This is a genomic window from Candidatus Desulfofervidus auxilii, from assembly GCA_030262725.1.
Taxonomy (GTDB): Bacteria; Desulfobacterota; Desulfofervidia; order Desulfofervidales; family Desulfofervidaceae; genus JAJSZS01.
This window is the reverse complement of record JAJSZS010000027.1, coordinates 1-15,901: the sequence shown is the minus strand read 5'-3', so window position 1 is coordinate 15,901 and position 15,901 is coordinate 1. Positions and strand designations below refer to the sequence as shown.

Here is a 15,901-nt window from a genome sequence, read left to right as displayed (position 1 = left end):
CTATATGCCCAATTGTACCCACATTCACATGTGGCTTTTTCCTTTCAAACTTCTGTTTCGCCATCCCGTTTCCTCCTATTTTCTCTTTTCTTTAAGTACATTTTCAGCTATTTTAACGGGCACAGGCTCATAATGTGAAAATTGCATTGTATAAGTAGCCCTGCCCTGAGTAGTTGACCGCAGTGTTGTAGCATATCCAAACATTTCTGCCAAGGGGACATGTGCCCTTATTACTTGAATATTTTTTCTAGTCTCTATACCAATTATTTTTCCTCTTCTAGCTGTAATATCACCCATTACATCACCAACATAAGCTTCTGGTACAATTACTTCTAAAAACATAATAGGTTCAAGTAATACTGGCCCTCCTTTTTTTACACCTTCTTTAAAAGCCATTGAAGCAGCAATGGCAAATGCCATATCAGAAGAATCTACTTCATGATAAGAGCCATCTATTAATTTTACACGTATATCTGTTACAGGATAACCAGCAATGACACCTCTTTCCATAGCTTCTTTTACTCCTCGTTCTACTGCTGGAATATACTCTTTAGGAATAACACCACCTGTTATAGCATTCACAAATTCAAAACCTTTACCAGGAGACAAAGGTTCTAATTCTAACCATACATGTCCATATTGACCGCGTCCTCCTGTCTGTTTGATAAAACGTCCTTCTACTTTGACTGGCTTAGTAATTGTTTCTCTGTAAGCTACTTGTGGACGTCCTACATTTACATTAACCTTAAATTCACGTCGAAGACGGTCAACAATAATCTCTAAATGTAACTCACCCATACCTGAAATAATGGTTTCACCTGTTTCTTCTTCATATTTTACTTGAAATGAGGGATCTTCTATACTAATTTTATGAAGAGCTGTGCTTAATTTATCTTGATCATCTTTTGTTTTTGGCTCAATTGCTACAGAGATTACAGGTTCTGGTACTTCAATAGATTCAAGTAAAATTGGTGCTCTTTCATCACAAAGTGTATCTCCAGTAGTAGTGTGTTTTAAGCCAACAGCAGCTACAATATCCCCAGCATAGGCTTCAGATATCTCTTCACGTTTGTTTGCATGCATTTTTAATAAACGACCAATTTTTTCTTTAACACCTTTAGTTGCATTAAATACTGTATCACCTGTTTTTAAATGACCAGAATAAATCCTTAAAAAAGTTAAATGACCAACATAAGGGTCAGTCATCAATTTAAAAGCTAAGGCAGAAAGCGGTGCATTATCAGAAGCTATTCTTTCCTCTTCCTCACCTTTTAAATTTTTACCTTTTATTGGTGGAATATCTATAGGAGAGGGTAAATAATCAACAATGGCATCTAAAAGTGGTTGTATTCCCTTGTTTTTAAAAGCGGATCCACATAATACAGGAATTATCTTTAATCCAATAGTATTACAACGTAAAACTCTTTGTATATCTGCTTCAGGGATTTTTTTCCCTTCCAAATATTTTTCCATAAGTTCATCATCCAATTCAGCAAGTACTTCAAGCATTTTTTCTCGATATTGTTCCGCTTCAGATAAAAATTCTTCAGGAATAGATATATATTCATATTTTGCTCCGCGAGTTTCTTCATCAAACACAATTGCCTTCATCTTGATTAAGTCAATTACTCCCCTAAACTTTTCCTCTCTTCCTAAAGGTATTTGAATAGGAATAGGATTAGCCTGCAGCCTATCTGCTATCATCTTTATACATCCTTCAAAATCAGCGCCAATTCTATCCATTTTATTAATAAAGGCAAGTCTAGGTACTTTATATTTATCAGCCTGTCGCCAAACTGTTTCTGACTGAGGTTCTACTCCACCTACAGCACAAAAAATAATAATGGCACCATCCAATACACGTAATGATCTTTCTACTTCAACAGTAAAGTCTACATGACCAGGTGTATCTATGATGTTGATACGATGACCTTTCCAAAAACAAGTAGTAGCAGCTGAAGTAATAGTAATACCACGTTCTCTTTCTTGTTCCATAAAGTCCATGATAGCTGTTCCTTCATGGACTTCACCTAATCTATGCGAAATTCCTGTATAATATAGTACTCTTTCTGTTGTTGTTGTTTTACCTGCATCTATGTGTGCCATAAACCCTATATTTCTAACTTTCTCAATTGGAACAATCCTTCCCACTTTACCACCTATAATGAGCAAATGCCCGGTTTGCTTCTGCCATACGATGGGTATCTTCTTTCTTTTTTATAGCACTACCACGGTTGTTATAAGCATCCAATAATTCATTTGCAAGTTTTTTTACCATTCCCCTTTCACTCCTTGCTCTAGCACTTTGAATAATCCATTTTATAGCTAAACTAACTTGTCTTTCTGGTCTTACTTCTACAGGTACTTGATAAGTAGCTCCACCTACTCGACGAGATTTTACTTCTAATATAGGCTTAACATTTTCCACTGCCTTTTCAAAAACTTCTAATGGGTTTTTTCCTGTCTTTTCAGCGATAATTTCCATTGCATCATAAAAAATGGATTCTGCAACACTTTTTTTGCCATCACGCATCATACAATTGATAAACTTTGCAACAAGCACACTTCCATATTTTGGATCAGGCAATATTTCTCGTCTTGGTACAGGCCCTTTTCTTGGCATCTTTAAACCTCATTATTTTGGTTTTTTAGCCCCATAACGTGAACGACTCTTTCGTCTATCTTGAACACCTGCTGCATCTAATGCACCACGAATTACTTGATAACGAACTCCAGGTAAGTCTTTAATACGCCCACCACGGATTAATACTACTGAATGTTCTTGTAAGTTATGGCCAATACCAGGAATATAAGCAGTAACTTCCATACCATTTGTTAAACGAACACGACATACTTTTCTTAAAGCAGAGTTTGGTTTTTTAGGTGTAGTGGTATAAACACGTATACATACACCACGCTTCTGTGGACAGCTACCAAGGGCTGGAGCAGAGCTTTTCTTTTTAACTTTTTCTCTTCCATATCGAACTAATTGATTAATTGTTGGCATCTTAAATAACCTCCATTTCTAGACAAGACAAAGCTTGTTTTATTACAAGTTTTCTTATTTTTGTCAAGTCCTCTTATGAAGCTGCCCTTTCTGCTACTTCTGCTTCTTCCACTCTTTCAATCTTTTCTTCTATTTCTTCAGGTTCTGTTGTAGTAATTTCTACTGAACGATATGTTTCTAATCCTGTACCAGCAGGGATAAGACGTCCAATAATAACATTTTCTTTTAATCCTCTTAAATAATCTACTTTTCCAGCTACAGCTGCATCAGTTAGAACTCTAGTAGTTTCTTGGAAGGAAGCAGCAGAAATAAAGCTTTCTGTTCCCAAAGAAGCCTTAGTAATACCTACTAATACTGGTTCAGCTTGAGCAGGTTTTAAACCTTTTGCTATTATTTTTTGGTTTTCTTCTTCAAAAACATTCTTTTCTACTAATTCACCTACAACAAAGTCAGTATCACCTGCATCCACAATTTTTACTTTTTTCATCATCTGTCTTATAATAATTTCAATATGTTTATCATGAATTTTTACACCTTGGAGTCGATAGACTTCTTGGATTTCATTTAGGAGATATTTTGCTGTTTCTTTTAATCCTCTTACTCTTAATAAGTCATGAGGATTAATTGGTCCTTCAGTAAGAGGTTCACCAGCACGGACATAATCTCCTTCATGAACAGTAATATGTACATCTGGAGAAACAAAATAAACTCTTGCTTCACCTACTTCTGGAGTAACAATGATTTTTCTTTTACCTCTTTCTTCTTTACCAAAGGAAACATAACCATCAATTTCAGTAATGACTGCATGCTCTTTTGGTCTTCTTACTTCAAACAGATCAGCTACTCTTGGTAAACCACCAGTAATATCTTTAGTTTTTGTAGTTTCTCTAAGGATTTTTGCTAATATGTCTCCTGCATAAACTTTTTCTCCATCCTCTACTACAATCAATGCTCTTACAGGCAAATAATAAGTTGCATCACTACCTGTCTTAGTCTTCATTATATTGCCATTTTCATCTACAATGGAAATACGAGGACGGTGAGGAGTACCTCTATATTCCATTACTACTTTACTAATACGGCTTGTCACAGGGTCTACACTTTCTTTAATAGTTATACCTTCAATAATATCTTCAAATTTAACCCTTCCAGTTAATTCTGTTAAAATAGGTGAGGCATAAGGGTCCCATTCTGCTAATAATTGGCCAGGATTTACTTTCTCTCCCTCTTTTACTTTTAATCTAGCTCCATAAATAACTGGATAACGTTCTCTTTCACGATCACCTTCCATAATAGCAAGTTCACCATGTCGGTTCATTACCACTAAATCACCTTCTTTAGTTTCAACCACATTTAAATTGATAAATTTTACTTGTCCACCATATTTTGTTTCTAAAGTGCTTTGTTCTACTGTTTTTCTTGCTGTTCCACCAATATGGAAAGTGCGCATAGTAAGCTGTGTGCCAGGTTCACCGATAGATTGAGCAGCAATAATACCAACAGCCTCACCAATATTTACAAGTTTTCCAGTAGCTAAATCACGTCCATAACATTTAGCACATACACCCCATTTAGTTTGGCAAGTAAGTACAGAACGAATTTTTACTTTATCTAAACCTGCTTCATCTATCTTTCTAGCTGCTTCTTCATCAATTTCTTCATTAGCTTTAACAATTACCTCACCAGTATAAGGGTCAACAATGTCTTCTAGGGCTACTCTACCAAGCACACGCTGACCTACTGTTTGAATAATCTCACCAGACTCTATTAGGGGTTCTATCTCAATGCCATCAATAGTACCGCAATCTTCTTCTCTTACTACGCATTCATGGGCAACATCTATAAGTCTACGAGTAAGATAACCGGCATTAGCTGTTTTTAAAGCAGTATCTGCTAAACCTTTTCTAGCCCCATGTGTGGAGATAAAGTATTGAAGTACTGTAAGACCCTCTCTAAAGTTAGCAGTAATAGGTGTTTCAATAATTTCGCCTGAAGGTTTAGCCATTAATCCACGCATACCAGCTAATTGTCTAATTTGATCTTTACTACCTCTGGCTCCTGAATCCGCCATCATAAAAATGGGGTTAAATGAAAGTACTTCTTTCTTTTCTCCTTTTTCATTCTCTACTATTTCTACAGAAAGTTCTTTCATCATTTCTGCTGCTACATCATCAGTAACTTTTGTCCAGATATCAATGATCTTGTTATATCGTTCACCATCAGTAATCAGTCCCTTACGATATTGTTCTTCTATTTCCTGAACTTCTTTATAAGCATTTTCTAATATCTCTTTTTTCCGTTTTGGAATTACTAAATGGTCAATAGCAATAGAAAGACCAGATTGTGTAGCCATAGCAAAACCAAGATCCTTCAATTTGTCACAGACAATAACTGTAGATTTAAGACCAGTGCGCCGATAACATTCACTTATTAAGTTAGCTATATCTTTCTTACGAATAGGTTTATTGATAAGCTCAAATGGGATTTGTTCTGGTAAAATTTCTTTCAGTAATATTCTTCCTACTGTTGTCTCCACCAATTTTCCATTTATACGTACCTTTATCTTAGCATGCAAAGCTACTTCCTTAGCATCATAAGCCATCCTCACTTCTTCAGGTGAGGAAAATATCATTCCTTCTCCTTTAACAAATGGTTTTTCTTTTGTCAGATAATAAAGACCCAAAACAATATCCTGAGTTGGCAATATAATTGGCCCACCGTGGGCTGGTGAAAGTATATTATTTGTAGACATCATCAAAACACGCGCTTCTGTTTGGGCTTCAAGGGAAAGAGGAACATGTACAGCCATTTGGTCTCCATCAAAGTCAGCATTATAAGGAGGACATACTAAAGGATGAAGCTGAATAGCTTTTCCTTCAATTAAGACAGGTTCAAATGCTTGAATACTTAAACGATGAAGGGTTGGTGCTCTATTAAGTAATACAGGATGTTCTCTTACTACTTCTTCTAAAGCATCCCAAACTTCGGGTGTTTCTTTTTCTACCATTCTTTTAGCACTCTTTATAGTTGTAGCAAATCCCTTTTTCTCCAAATGATGATAAATAAAAGGTTTAAAAAGTTCTAAAGCCATCTTTTTGGGTAAACCACATTGATGTAAACGAAGTTCAGGTCCAATAACAATGACTGAACGTCCTGAATAATCTACTCTTTTTCCTAAAAGATTTTGGCGAAAACGTCCCTGTTTACCTTTGAGCATATCGCTTAAAGATTTGAGTGGGCGACCATTACTGCCTGTAACTGTTCTACCGCGTCTGCCGTTTTCAAAAAGTACATCTACTGCTTCTTGTAACATCCGTTTTTCATTGCGAATGATAATTTCTGGAGCTTCCAATTCTATCAATCTCTTTAAACGATTATTTCTGTTAATTACTCTACGATAAAGATCATTTAAGTCTGAGGTTGCAAAACGACCTCCATCTAATGGTACAAGAGGACGCAGATCAGGTGGTAATACTGGAATAACCTCTAAAATCATCCATTCTGGTTTATTGCCAGATTCAATAAAAGCATTAACAATGCGTAATCGTTTGGCAAGCTTTTTTCTTGTAGCTTCAGAAGCAGTATTTTTAAGCTGTTGTTTTATTTCTTCAGCTAATTTATGCAGATCCAATTCACGTAGCAATTCCCTAATCGCCTCTGCCCCCATACCTGCTTTAAAATTATTGCCATATTTTGCTCTAGCTTCCTGATATTGCTCTTCTGATAAAATTTGGCATTTTTTAAGCGGTGTGTCTTTAGGGTCAATGACAATAAAGGATTCAAAATAGATTACTCTTTCTAAATCTCTAACAGTTAAATCAAGCAGGTTTCCTATTTTGCTAGGTACACTTTTTACAAACCAAATATGAGCTACAGGAGAAGCAAGCTCAATATGTCCCATGCGTTCTCGCCTTACTTTAGAAGAAATTACCTCCACTCCACACCTTTCACATACAATTCCTCTGTGTTTCATCCGCCGATATTTACCACAAAGACATTCATAGTCCTTTACTGGACCAAATATCCGAGCACAAAAGAGCCCATCTTTTTCAGGTTTAAAAGTTCTATAATTGATTGTTTCTGGCTTTTTTACCTCTCCATGAGACCATTCTCTGATCTTTTCTGGAGAGGCTAGAGAAATTCTTATCCCTTTGATATCAGCAGGGTCCATTGGTTTTGAAAAAAGATTATAAAGGTCTTCTAATGTCATTTTACCTTCGCCCCCTTATTTGAAGTTAATAATTCTACATTTAAACAAAGGGCCTGCAATTCTTTTACCAATACATTAAATGATTCAGGCAGGCCCACTTCTAATGTATTATCACCTTTAACAATTTTTTCATACATGCGTGTACGTCCAGCTACATCATCTGATTTCACTGTAAGCATTTCCTGTAAAGTATAAGCAGCACCATAAGCTTCAAGTGCCCATACTTCCATCTCACCCAACCTCTGTCCACCAAATTGTGCCTTTCCTCCTAAAGGTTGCTGTGTGATAAGGGAATATGGACCAATAGAACGAGCATGAATTTTGTCATCTACAAGGTGATGTAACTTCATCATATAAATAATACCAACAGTTATTTCTTGATCAAATGGTTCACCAGTGCGTCCATCATAAAGTATTGTCCGTCCAGTTTCTGGCAATCCTGCTTTCCTAAGCCATTCTTTGATTTCATCCTCCTTTGCACCATCAAATACAGGTGAAGCTACTGGAATACCATCTCCGAATGATTTTAATTTCTCTATTAACTCCTCATCATCCAAATGAGCAAAATATTCTTCATATTGTTCTGGTGGATAAAGCTCTTTAAGCCAAGCACGAATAACTTCAGGTTTTTGGATTGTTTCTATCAATTCTCTTAATTTTCTTCCTAATTCTTTACAAGCCCAACCCAAATGGGTTTCTAAAATCTGACCAACATTCATTCTAGAAGGTACACCTAAAGGATTTAACACAATATCTACAGGTGTTCCATCTGCAAGATAAGGCATATCTTCTAAAGGCACAATTTTTGAAACCACCCCTTTATTTCCATGTCTACCAGCCATCTTATCACCAACAGAGATTTTTCTCTTCATTGCCACATATACTTTCACCATCTTAATAACACCAGGTGGCAATTCATCACCTTGCTTTATTTTATCAATTCTTTTTTCATATTTACTTCTAATCTTATCTACTTCTTCAAAGAAATTATCTATCAAATTATTTACTTTCCTCTCTATCTCCTCGTCTTCTAATCTAAGTTCTTTTAATTTACGCAAAGGCAATTTTAAAATTTCTGGTGTAATTTCTTCTCCTTTTTCTAAAATTATTTCACCACTAGCATCTTTAAAATCATGTACTACTTTTTTCCCTAAAAGTAATTTACCCAATTCTTCATCTACTACTTTCTTAAGTATTCTAATCTCTGCATCACGATCCCTAGTAAGCTTTTTAATCTCTTGCTCTTCAATCCAAATCCTTCTTGGATCCTTCTCCTTCTCACCTTTGCGAGAAAATACTTGAGCATCAATAACAATGCCCTCTATTCCTGGTGGCACCCTAAGAGAAGAGTCTTTTACATCACTTGCCTTTTCACCAAAGATAGCCCTTAATAATTTTTCTTCAGGAGAATACTGTGTTTCCCCCTTTGGGGTAATTTTCCCTACTAAAATATCACCTGGTTTTACTTCAGCACCAATGCGGATAACTCCACTTTCATCTAAATTTTTTAATGCTTCTTCTCCTACATTTGGTATATCTCTTGTAATTTCTTCTGGACCAAGTTTCGTTTCACGTGCTACTACTTCAAACTCTTCAATATGAATGGAAGTATAAACATCATCTCGTACTAATCTTTCACTAATAACAATAGCATCTTCAAAATTATAACCTGCCCATGGCATAAATGCTACAAGCACATTTCTACCTAAAGCTAACTCACCTCTATCAGTAGCTGCACCATCAGCAATTACTTGCCCTTTACGGATACGTTGTCCTGGCTTTACTAATGGTCTTTGATTAAAACAGGTATTTTGATTGCTACGTTTAAACTTATTTAATTCGTATACTTTAACTAATTCATGCAATGGCCTATTTTCATCCATATAACGGATAACAATATGTGATGCATCTACTTCTTCTACAATACCATCAGCTTCTGCTAAAATACACACACCACAATCTCTTGCTACTATTTTTTCCATACCTGTCCCAACAAAAGGTGCTTCTGTCCTTAAGAGAGGCACAGCTTGCCTTTGCATATTAGAACCCATAAGAGCTCTGTTTGCATCATCATGTTCTAAAAATGGAATAAGAGAAGAAGATACACTTACTAACTGATTAGGGGAAACATCCATATACTTTACTTCATCCCTTTTAACCATTACAAATTCGCCTCTTATTCGAGCAGAAACAATTTCATTAATAAATCTTCCATCCTTATCAATAGGGGCATTTGCTTGAGCAATAGGATTATTACCTTCTTCTAATGCTGTTAAATATTTGATTTCATCAGTTACACGCCCATTTTTCACAACTCTATAAGGTGTTTCAATAAAACCAAATTCATTTACACGTGCATAAGTACCAAGAGAGACAATAAGACCAATATTAGGGCCTTCTGGTGTTTCGATTGGACAAATACGTCCATAATGAGATGGATGAACATCTCTTACTTCAAAACCTGCTCTTTCACGACTTAATCCACCTGGTCCTAAAGCACTTAAACGGCGTTTATGTGTTATTTCAGAAAGAGGATTTGTTTGGTCCATAAATTGTGATAATTGACTTGTGCCAAAAAATTCTTTTAATGCTGTTGTTACTGGTTTAGAATTAACTAAATCGTAAGGCATAAGCGTATCTATATCTTGTAAAGCCATGCGTTCTTTAATGGCTCTTTCCATTCGTACAAGACCAATTCTAAATTGGTTTTCTACAAGTTCGCCTACTGCACGTACACGACGGTTGCCCAAATGGTCAATATCATCAGGTGGTCCTTGTGTTGCTTTTAACTCTAAAAGTTTTTTAACTGCTTCTAAAATATCCTCTCGACGTAATGTACACTGAGTAAGAGGAACATCTAAGCCCAATCTGAGGTTTAATTTAAAACGACCCACACGAGAAAGGTCATAATATTCTGGATTAAAGAAAAGATTACGGATAAATTCTCTAGCAATTTCTACAGTTGGTGGACTAGTTGGACGCATCTTACGGTAGATTTCAAAAAGGGCATCTTCTTCTGTTTGAACTTTATCTTCAAGAAGGGTATCTCTTAGAGAACTGTCATAACGATATTCATCAATAAAAAGTACTTCAAATTCTTTAATTTCTTTTTCTTTAATTTTTTGAATTATTTCATCTGTTAACATTTCGTTATGATGAGCAATTATTTCTCCTGTTGCTGGATCTCTTAAATCTTTAGCAAGAATTTTTGTTTTTAATTCTTCTTCAGTAAGAGGAATATCTTTAATATTTAAATTTTCAAGCTGTTTTAGGTGTATTCTTGTAATGCGAGTATGAGCTGGAATAAGTACTTCACCTGTTTCAGGGTGAACAAGATTTTCAGTTAATCTTGAACCTAAAAGAAAATCAGGGACAAGCTCAATATAGAAAAATCCATCCCGATATCTTATTTTTTGGCTTGGATAATAAGAATTAAGTATTTCTTCTCCAGTATAGCCTAATGCCTTTAAGAAAAGAGTTACTGGAAACTTGCGTCTCCTATCTATACGTACATATAAACGAGCCCGATTATCAAATTCAAAATCAAGCCAAGAGCCACGCAATGGTATAATACGGGCTGTATAAAGTAATTTTCCTCGAACATGGCGCATAGCCTTATCTAGTTCAAAAAAGATACCAGGGGAACGGTGAAGTTGACTGACAACAACCCTTTCTGTGCCATTTATGATAAATGTACCGCGTGAAGTCATTAAAGGAACAGTACCAAAATAAACTTCTTGCTCTTTAATATCCCTTATACTTTTTTGTCCTGTCTCCTTGTCAATATCATAAACAACAAGCCTTACTGTTAATCTAACAGGTGCTTCATATGTCATTCCTTGTCTAGCACATTCATCTTCATCATAACGTGGCTCACCAATTTCATACTTTATAAACTCTAATGCTACTCGCCCAGCATAATCCGTAATAGGAAAGATTTCTTTAAAAACTGCTTGCATGCCTACATCTTTCCGCTTTTCAGGTGGCACATCTTTTTGGAGAAACTGAGCGTAAGATTTCTTTTGAAGTTCTAAAAGATAAGGAATATCTAAAATTTGTTTTATACGGCCAAAACGTCTTCTTAATCTTGTTTGTGGTACTAAACTATTCATTTTTTCTCCCTCTTTATTAAGGGTTTAAAAAGATAATTCCCAAGAACATAGCAAATGAATTTTAATTTTGCATTATTTTATTTCAACACTTGCTCCTGCTTCTTCAAGTTTTTTCTTAATATCTTCTGCTTCTTCTTTAGAAATACCTTCTTTCACTGGTTTAGGTACATTATCTACTAATTCTTTAGCTTCCTTTAAACCTAAACCAGTAATAGCTCTTACAACTTTAATTACTTGAATTTTCTTATCTCCTGCACTTGTCAAGATGACATCAAATTCTGTTTTTGCCGGTGCTGCTTCAGCTTCAGGTGCAGCTGCTCCTGGAGCTGGAGCAGCAGCAACTGCTGCCACTGGTGCTGCTGCCTGGACACCAAATTTTTCTTCAAGTTCCTTAATCAACTGGGACAATTCCAATACAGTCATGTTTGAGATAAACTCAATAACATCCTCTTTTGTAATCTGTTTCTCCATTGTCTTTAAACCTCCTTATTTTGTTTTTCTTTTTCTTGCTTAATTGCCTCTAAAACATATAGGAATTTGGCAATAATTCCATAAAGTATATTTACAAACTGCCTTGGCGCTGTCCCAAGTATGCTGAGAAGTTGTGCCAATAATACTTCTCTGCTTGGCAATTTTGCTAAAGCTTCTATATCTTCGGGCATTATAATTTTTCCTTCTAAAAAACCACTTTTTAAATCAAAAAGATTAAATTTCTTTTTAAACTCTACTAAAAGTTTGGCTAAAACTACTGGGTCAGTATAAGAAATTGCTAAAGCATTTGGACCAACAATCTTTTCTTTAATTTCCTCAAGAGGTGTATCTTGAGCTGCTAAACGAATTAAAGTATTCTTTACAACTCGATATTCCACTTCAGCTTCTCGAAATTTCTTTCTCAATTCATTTATCTCTTCTACTTTAAGACCTTTAAAATCAGTAAGCACTACAGCTTTAGCCTTTTTTAACTTTTGATTAAGTTCTTGCACCAATATTTCTTTTTCTGCCCGACTTAGCAATTTATTCCTCCTTAAATTTAACTTACAAGATCTCTTAGTGAGCTTGTATCTACTTTAACACCTGGCCCCATAGTAGTTGAAATTGTTACTCCTTTAATATATGTGCCTTTAGCACTAGCCGGTTTAAGTCTTAAAATTGCTTCATATAAAGTCTTAAAATTTTCTAATAATTTTTGTTCACCAAAGGATACCTTGCCAATAGGGGCATGAATTACTCCACCTTTATCTACCTTAAAATCAATTTTCCCACCCTTTAATTCCTTTATAGCCTTAGCTACATCAAATGTTACTGTACCAGTTTTAGAACTAGGCATAAGACCTCTTGGACCAAGGATTTTTCCTATTTTACTTACTTTACTCATCATATCAGGTGTAGATACTGCCTTATCAAAATCTAACCATCCTTCTTCTATCTTCTTAATTAACTCTTCACCTCCTACATAATCAGCTCCAGCTTCCTGTGCTTCTTTTTCTTTTTCACCTTGTGCAAATACTAATACTTTTACTTTTTTACCTGTTCCATGAGGTAATACTACTGCTCCCCTCACCATCTGATCAGCATGCCTTGGATCTACTCCCAAATTAATAGCTACTTCTACTGTTTCATCAAACTTAGCTGTGGCAGTTTCTAAAGCAAGTTTTATGGCATCTTCAATATGATAAGCTTTTCCTGACTCTATCTTTTTTTTCGCCTCTATATATCTTTTGCCATGCTTTGCCATAAGAAATTCTCCTTAATCCACAATTTCAATTCCCATACTTTTTGCTGTTCCCTCAATTGTTTTTACTGCAGCTTCAAATGTAGCAGCAGTAAGATCTGGCCATTTTTTCTTTGCAATTTCTTCAAGCTGTTTTCGTGTGATTTTACCAACCACCTCTCTTTTAGTAGCATGAGCCCCTTTTACAATTTGAGCTGCTTGTTTTAAAAGTACCGAAGCTGGTGGTGTTTTTGTGATAAATGTAAATGAGCGATCAGCATAAACTGTAATTACTACAGGAATAATCACTCCTTCTTGATCCTTTGTTCGAGCATTAAATGCTTTGCAAAATTCCATAATATTTACACCATGTTGTCCTAATGCTGGGCCAACAGGAGGAGATGGTGTTGCTTGCCCTCCTGGAATTTGCAAACGTATAGTAGCAATAACTTTCTTAGCCATAACTAACCTCTTAGTTATATTTTTGCCAATTGGATGGCATCAAGTTCTACTGGTGTTTCTCGACCAAAAATACTAATAAGTACTCTTACTTTTCCTCGGTCTGGAAATACTTCATCTATACGCCCAGTAAAATTTGTAAAAGGCCCATCTACAATCCTTACTTGATCTCCTTTTTCTAAAGTAAATTTTGGTTTAGGTTTTTTAGCCCTTTCTTCAATTTGTGCTTTTATTCTTTCTACCTCTTCTTCTGGCACAGGTATAGGATTTTTACCCCCAACAAATCCTGTCACTTTAGGTGTTCTTCTCACTAAATGCCAAAGAAGACTCCTTACTTCTTCATCCTGGTCAAAATCCAAACATACAAGTATATAACCAGGATAAAATTTTCTTGAAGAAGTTACTTTTTCCCCTTTTACTAATTCAATCACCTTCTCTGTAGGCACCAATACTTCTTTAAAACACCTTTTTACTCTTTCATCCTTTTCATTTCTAACACGTTCCTCTAGCCATATTTTTACTTTTTCTTCAAAACCTGAATATGTATGAACAATATACCACTTAAAAGCCATCTTTAACCTAAAAATTTTCCAATAATAGCCGTATAAATCACATCAATAATACCAAAATAAGCAGCTACCATAATAATAAAAGCAATAACTACTATTGTTGAGCTTATAATCTCACGTCTGCTAGGCCAGGTTACTTTTTTTGTTTCTACTTTTACTTCACGTAAAAATTGTTTAATTTTTTCAAACCAATTTAAACCAGACCCTTTTACTTCCTTTATTACTTGTGCAGAAAATTTTTTTGTCTCTTTTTTCCTCATAATAAGACAATAAAATGGCAGGCCAGGAGGGATTCGAACCCCCAACCCCCGGATTTGGAGTCCGGTGCTCTAGCCGTTAGAGCTACTGGCCTGTCTTAAGCTCACTAACGGGTTTCCCTATGTAGGGTGTGCTTCCTACAGAAACGACAGTACTTCTTTTGCTCTATACGTCCCGAATGTAACCTTCGGTTCTTGGTGGTCGTATAATTCCTTCGCTTGCACTCCGTGCAGGCCAATATCACAAGCTCCCGGGGCACGTCGTCTCCTACTCTATTATCTTAGTAACGACACCAGCACCTACAGTCTTACCACCCTCCCTTATCGCAAACCTCAAACCCTCCTCCAAAGCTACATCCTCTATCAACCTCACTCGCAACCTAACATTATCCCCTGGCATCACCATCTCTACACCCTCTGGCAACCCAACAACCTCTCCCGTCACATCCGTCGTCCTAAAGTAAAACTGCGGACGATACCCCACGAAAAACGGCGTATGCCTACCCCCCTCCTCCTTCGTCAACACATATACCTCCCCCTCAAACTCCACATGCGGAGTTATACTACCCGGCGCAGACACCACCATACCCCTTTCCACCTCATCCTTCTCTACCCCCCTCAACAACAACCCAACATTGTCTCCCGCTACCCCCTCGTCCAATACCTTCCTGAACATCTCTACACCCGTCACAACCGTCCTCCTATGCGCTCCCAACCCTACCAACTCCACCTCATCACCCACCTTTATCCTTCCCCTCTCTATCCTACCAGTCACCACCGTACCCCTACCCGTTATGCTAAATATGTCCTCTATCGGCATCAAAAAAGGCTTCTCTACATCCCTCACTGGCTCAGGTATATACTCGTCCAAAGCACCCAACAACTCCCATATGCTCCTATACTCCTCCGCATCAGGATCATCACTCTCGCTCTCCAAAGCCCTCAACGCACTACCCCTTATAACCGGAACCTCATCACCCGGAAACTCATACTCGCTCAACAACTCCCTTACCTCCAACTCCACCAACTCCAACAACTCCTCATCCTCTACCATGTCCACCTTGTTCATGTATACTACTATATAAGGAACATTCACCTGACGCGCCAACAATACATGCTCCCTCGTCTGAGGCATAGGACCATCCGCCGCACTCACCACCAATATCGCCCCATCCATCTGGGCTGCCCCCGTTATCATGTTCTTGATGTAGTCCGCATGACCAGGACAATCCACATGTGCATAATGCCTCTTCTCCGTCTCATACTCTATGTGAGCCAACTGTATCGTTATCCCTCGAGCCTTCTCCTCAGGTGCCTTGTCTATCTCCTCAAAAGGAACAAACCTCGCCAATCCCCTAAAACTTAATACCTTAGTTATAGCACTCGTGAGCGTACTCTTGCCGTGGTCTACATGCCCTATCGTCCCTACATTCACATGCGGCTTCGTCCTCTCGAACCTCTCCTTGCCCATTGCTCTCTCCCCCTTCGTTCCAAGTTTCGTTGGACCTTTGGAGCCCACGACCGGATTTGAACCGGTGACCTCGTCCTTACCAAGGACGCGCTCTGACCGTCTGAG

At 37.0% G+C, this 15,901-nt stretch carries 13 protein-coding genes and 1 tRNA gene; all 14 read right to left on the bottom strand.

Features of this window, described 5'->3' with window-relative positions; genetic code table 11:
- Window positions 1-75 precede the first annotated feature (75 nt).
- The gene (fusA, locus tag LWW95_10410) at window positions 76-2,151 is read right to left on the bottom strand and encodes an elongation factor G (protein ID MDL1957436.1); all 2,076 of its coding nucleotides are present in this window, start codon (window positions 2,149-2,151) and stop codon (window positions 76-78) included.
- A gap of 1 nt (window position 2,152) precedes the next feature.
- Window positions 2,153-2,623 carry a 30S ribosomal protein S7 gene (rpsG, locus tag LWW95_10405; GenBank protein MDL1957435.1) on the bottom strand — a complete coding sequence of 157 codons (471 nt, stop codon included), beginning with the start codon at window positions 2,621-2,623 and terminating at the stop codon, window positions 2,153-2,155.
- A gap of 12 nt (window positions 2,624-2,635) precedes the next feature.
- On the bottom strand, window positions 2,636-3,007 hold the full coding sequence (gene rpsL, locus LWW95_10400; protein ID MDL1957434.1) for a 30S ribosomal protein S12: 372 nt from the start codon (window positions 3,005-3,007) through the stop codon (window positions 2,636-2,638).
- A 73-nt stretch (window positions 3,008-3,080) separates the two neighbouring features.
- The gene (gene rpoC, locus LWW95_10395; protein ID MDL1957433.1) at window positions 3,081-7,217 is read right to left on the bottom strand and encodes a DNA-directed RNA polymerase subunit beta'; all 4,137 of its coding nucleotides are present in this window, start codon (window positions 7,215-7,217) and stop codon (window positions 3,081-3,083) included.
- Window positions 7,214-11,329: a DNA-directed RNA polymerase subunit beta gene (rpoB, locus tag LWW95_10390; GenBank protein MDL1957432.1), complete on the bottom strand. Its 4,116-nt coding sequence runs from the start codon at window positions 11,327-11,329 to the stop codon at window positions 7,214-7,216. Before rpoB ends, rpoC begins: the two co-directional genes overlap by 4 nt.
- A 72-nt stretch (window positions 11,330-11,401) precedes the next feature.
- Window positions 11,402-11,800 (bottom strand): 50S ribosomal protein L7/L12, encoded by a 399-nt coding sequence (rplL, locus tag LWW95_10385; protein ID MDL1957431.1) that lies wholly within the window; start codon window positions 11,798-11,800, stop codon window positions 11,402-11,404.
- A 5-nt stretch (window positions 11,801-11,805) separates the two neighbouring features.
- Window positions 11,806-12,342: a 50S ribosomal protein L10 gene (rplJ, locus tag LWW95_10380; GenBank protein MDL1957430.1), complete on the bottom strand. Its 537-nt coding sequence runs from the start codon at window positions 12,340-12,342 to the stop codon at window positions 11,806-11,808.
- A gap of 17 nt (window positions 12,343-12,359) precedes the next feature.
- Window positions 12,360-13,064 carry a 50S ribosomal protein L1 gene (rplA, locus tag LWW95_10375; protein ID MDL1957429.1) on the bottom strand — a complete coding sequence of 235 codons (705 nt, stop codon included), beginning with the start codon at window positions 13,062-13,064 and terminating at the stop codon, window positions 12,360-12,362.
- 12 nt (window positions 13,065-13,076) lie between these two features.
- Window positions 13,077-13,502: a 50S ribosomal protein L11 gene (rplK, locus tag LWW95_10370; GenBank protein ID MDL1957428.1), complete on the bottom strand. Its 426-nt coding sequence runs from the start codon at window positions 13,500-13,502 to the stop codon at window positions 13,077-13,079.
- A 14-nt stretch (window positions 13,503-13,516) separates the two neighbouring features.
- Window positions 13,517-14,071, bottom strand: a complete 555-nt coding sequence (nusG, locus tag LWW95_10365) for a transcription termination/antitermination protein NusG (GenBank protein MDL1957427.1) — start codon at window positions 14,069-14,071, stop codon at window positions 13,517-13,519.
- Between the two features lie 2 nt (window positions 14,072-14,073).
- Window positions 14,074-14,328 carry a preprotein translocase subunit SecE gene (secE, locus tag LWW95_10360; protein MDL1957426.1) on the bottom strand — a complete coding sequence of 85 codons (255 nt, stop codon included), beginning with the start codon at window positions 14,326-14,328 and terminating at the stop codon, window positions 14,074-14,076.
- 15 nt (window positions 14,329-14,343) lie between these two features.
- A tRNA-Trp gene (locus tag LWW95_10355) sits at window positions 14,344-14,420 on the bottom strand.
- 12 nt (window positions 14,421-14,432) lie between these two features.
- The gene (gene rpmG / locus LWW95_10350) at window positions 14,433-14,585 is read right to left on the bottom strand and encodes a 50S ribosomal protein L33 (protein ID MDL1957425.1); all 153 of its coding nucleotides are present in this window, start codon (window positions 14,583-14,585) and stop codon (window positions 14,433-14,435) included.
- Between the two features lie 8 nt (window positions 14,586-14,593).
- On the bottom strand, window positions 14,594-15,796 hold the full coding sequence (gene tuf / locus LWW95_10345) for an elongation factor Tu (protein MDL1957424.1): 1,203 nt from the start codon (window positions 15,794-15,796) through the stop codon (window positions 14,594-14,596).
- Between the last annotated feature and the right edge of the window lie 105 nt (window positions 15,797-15,901).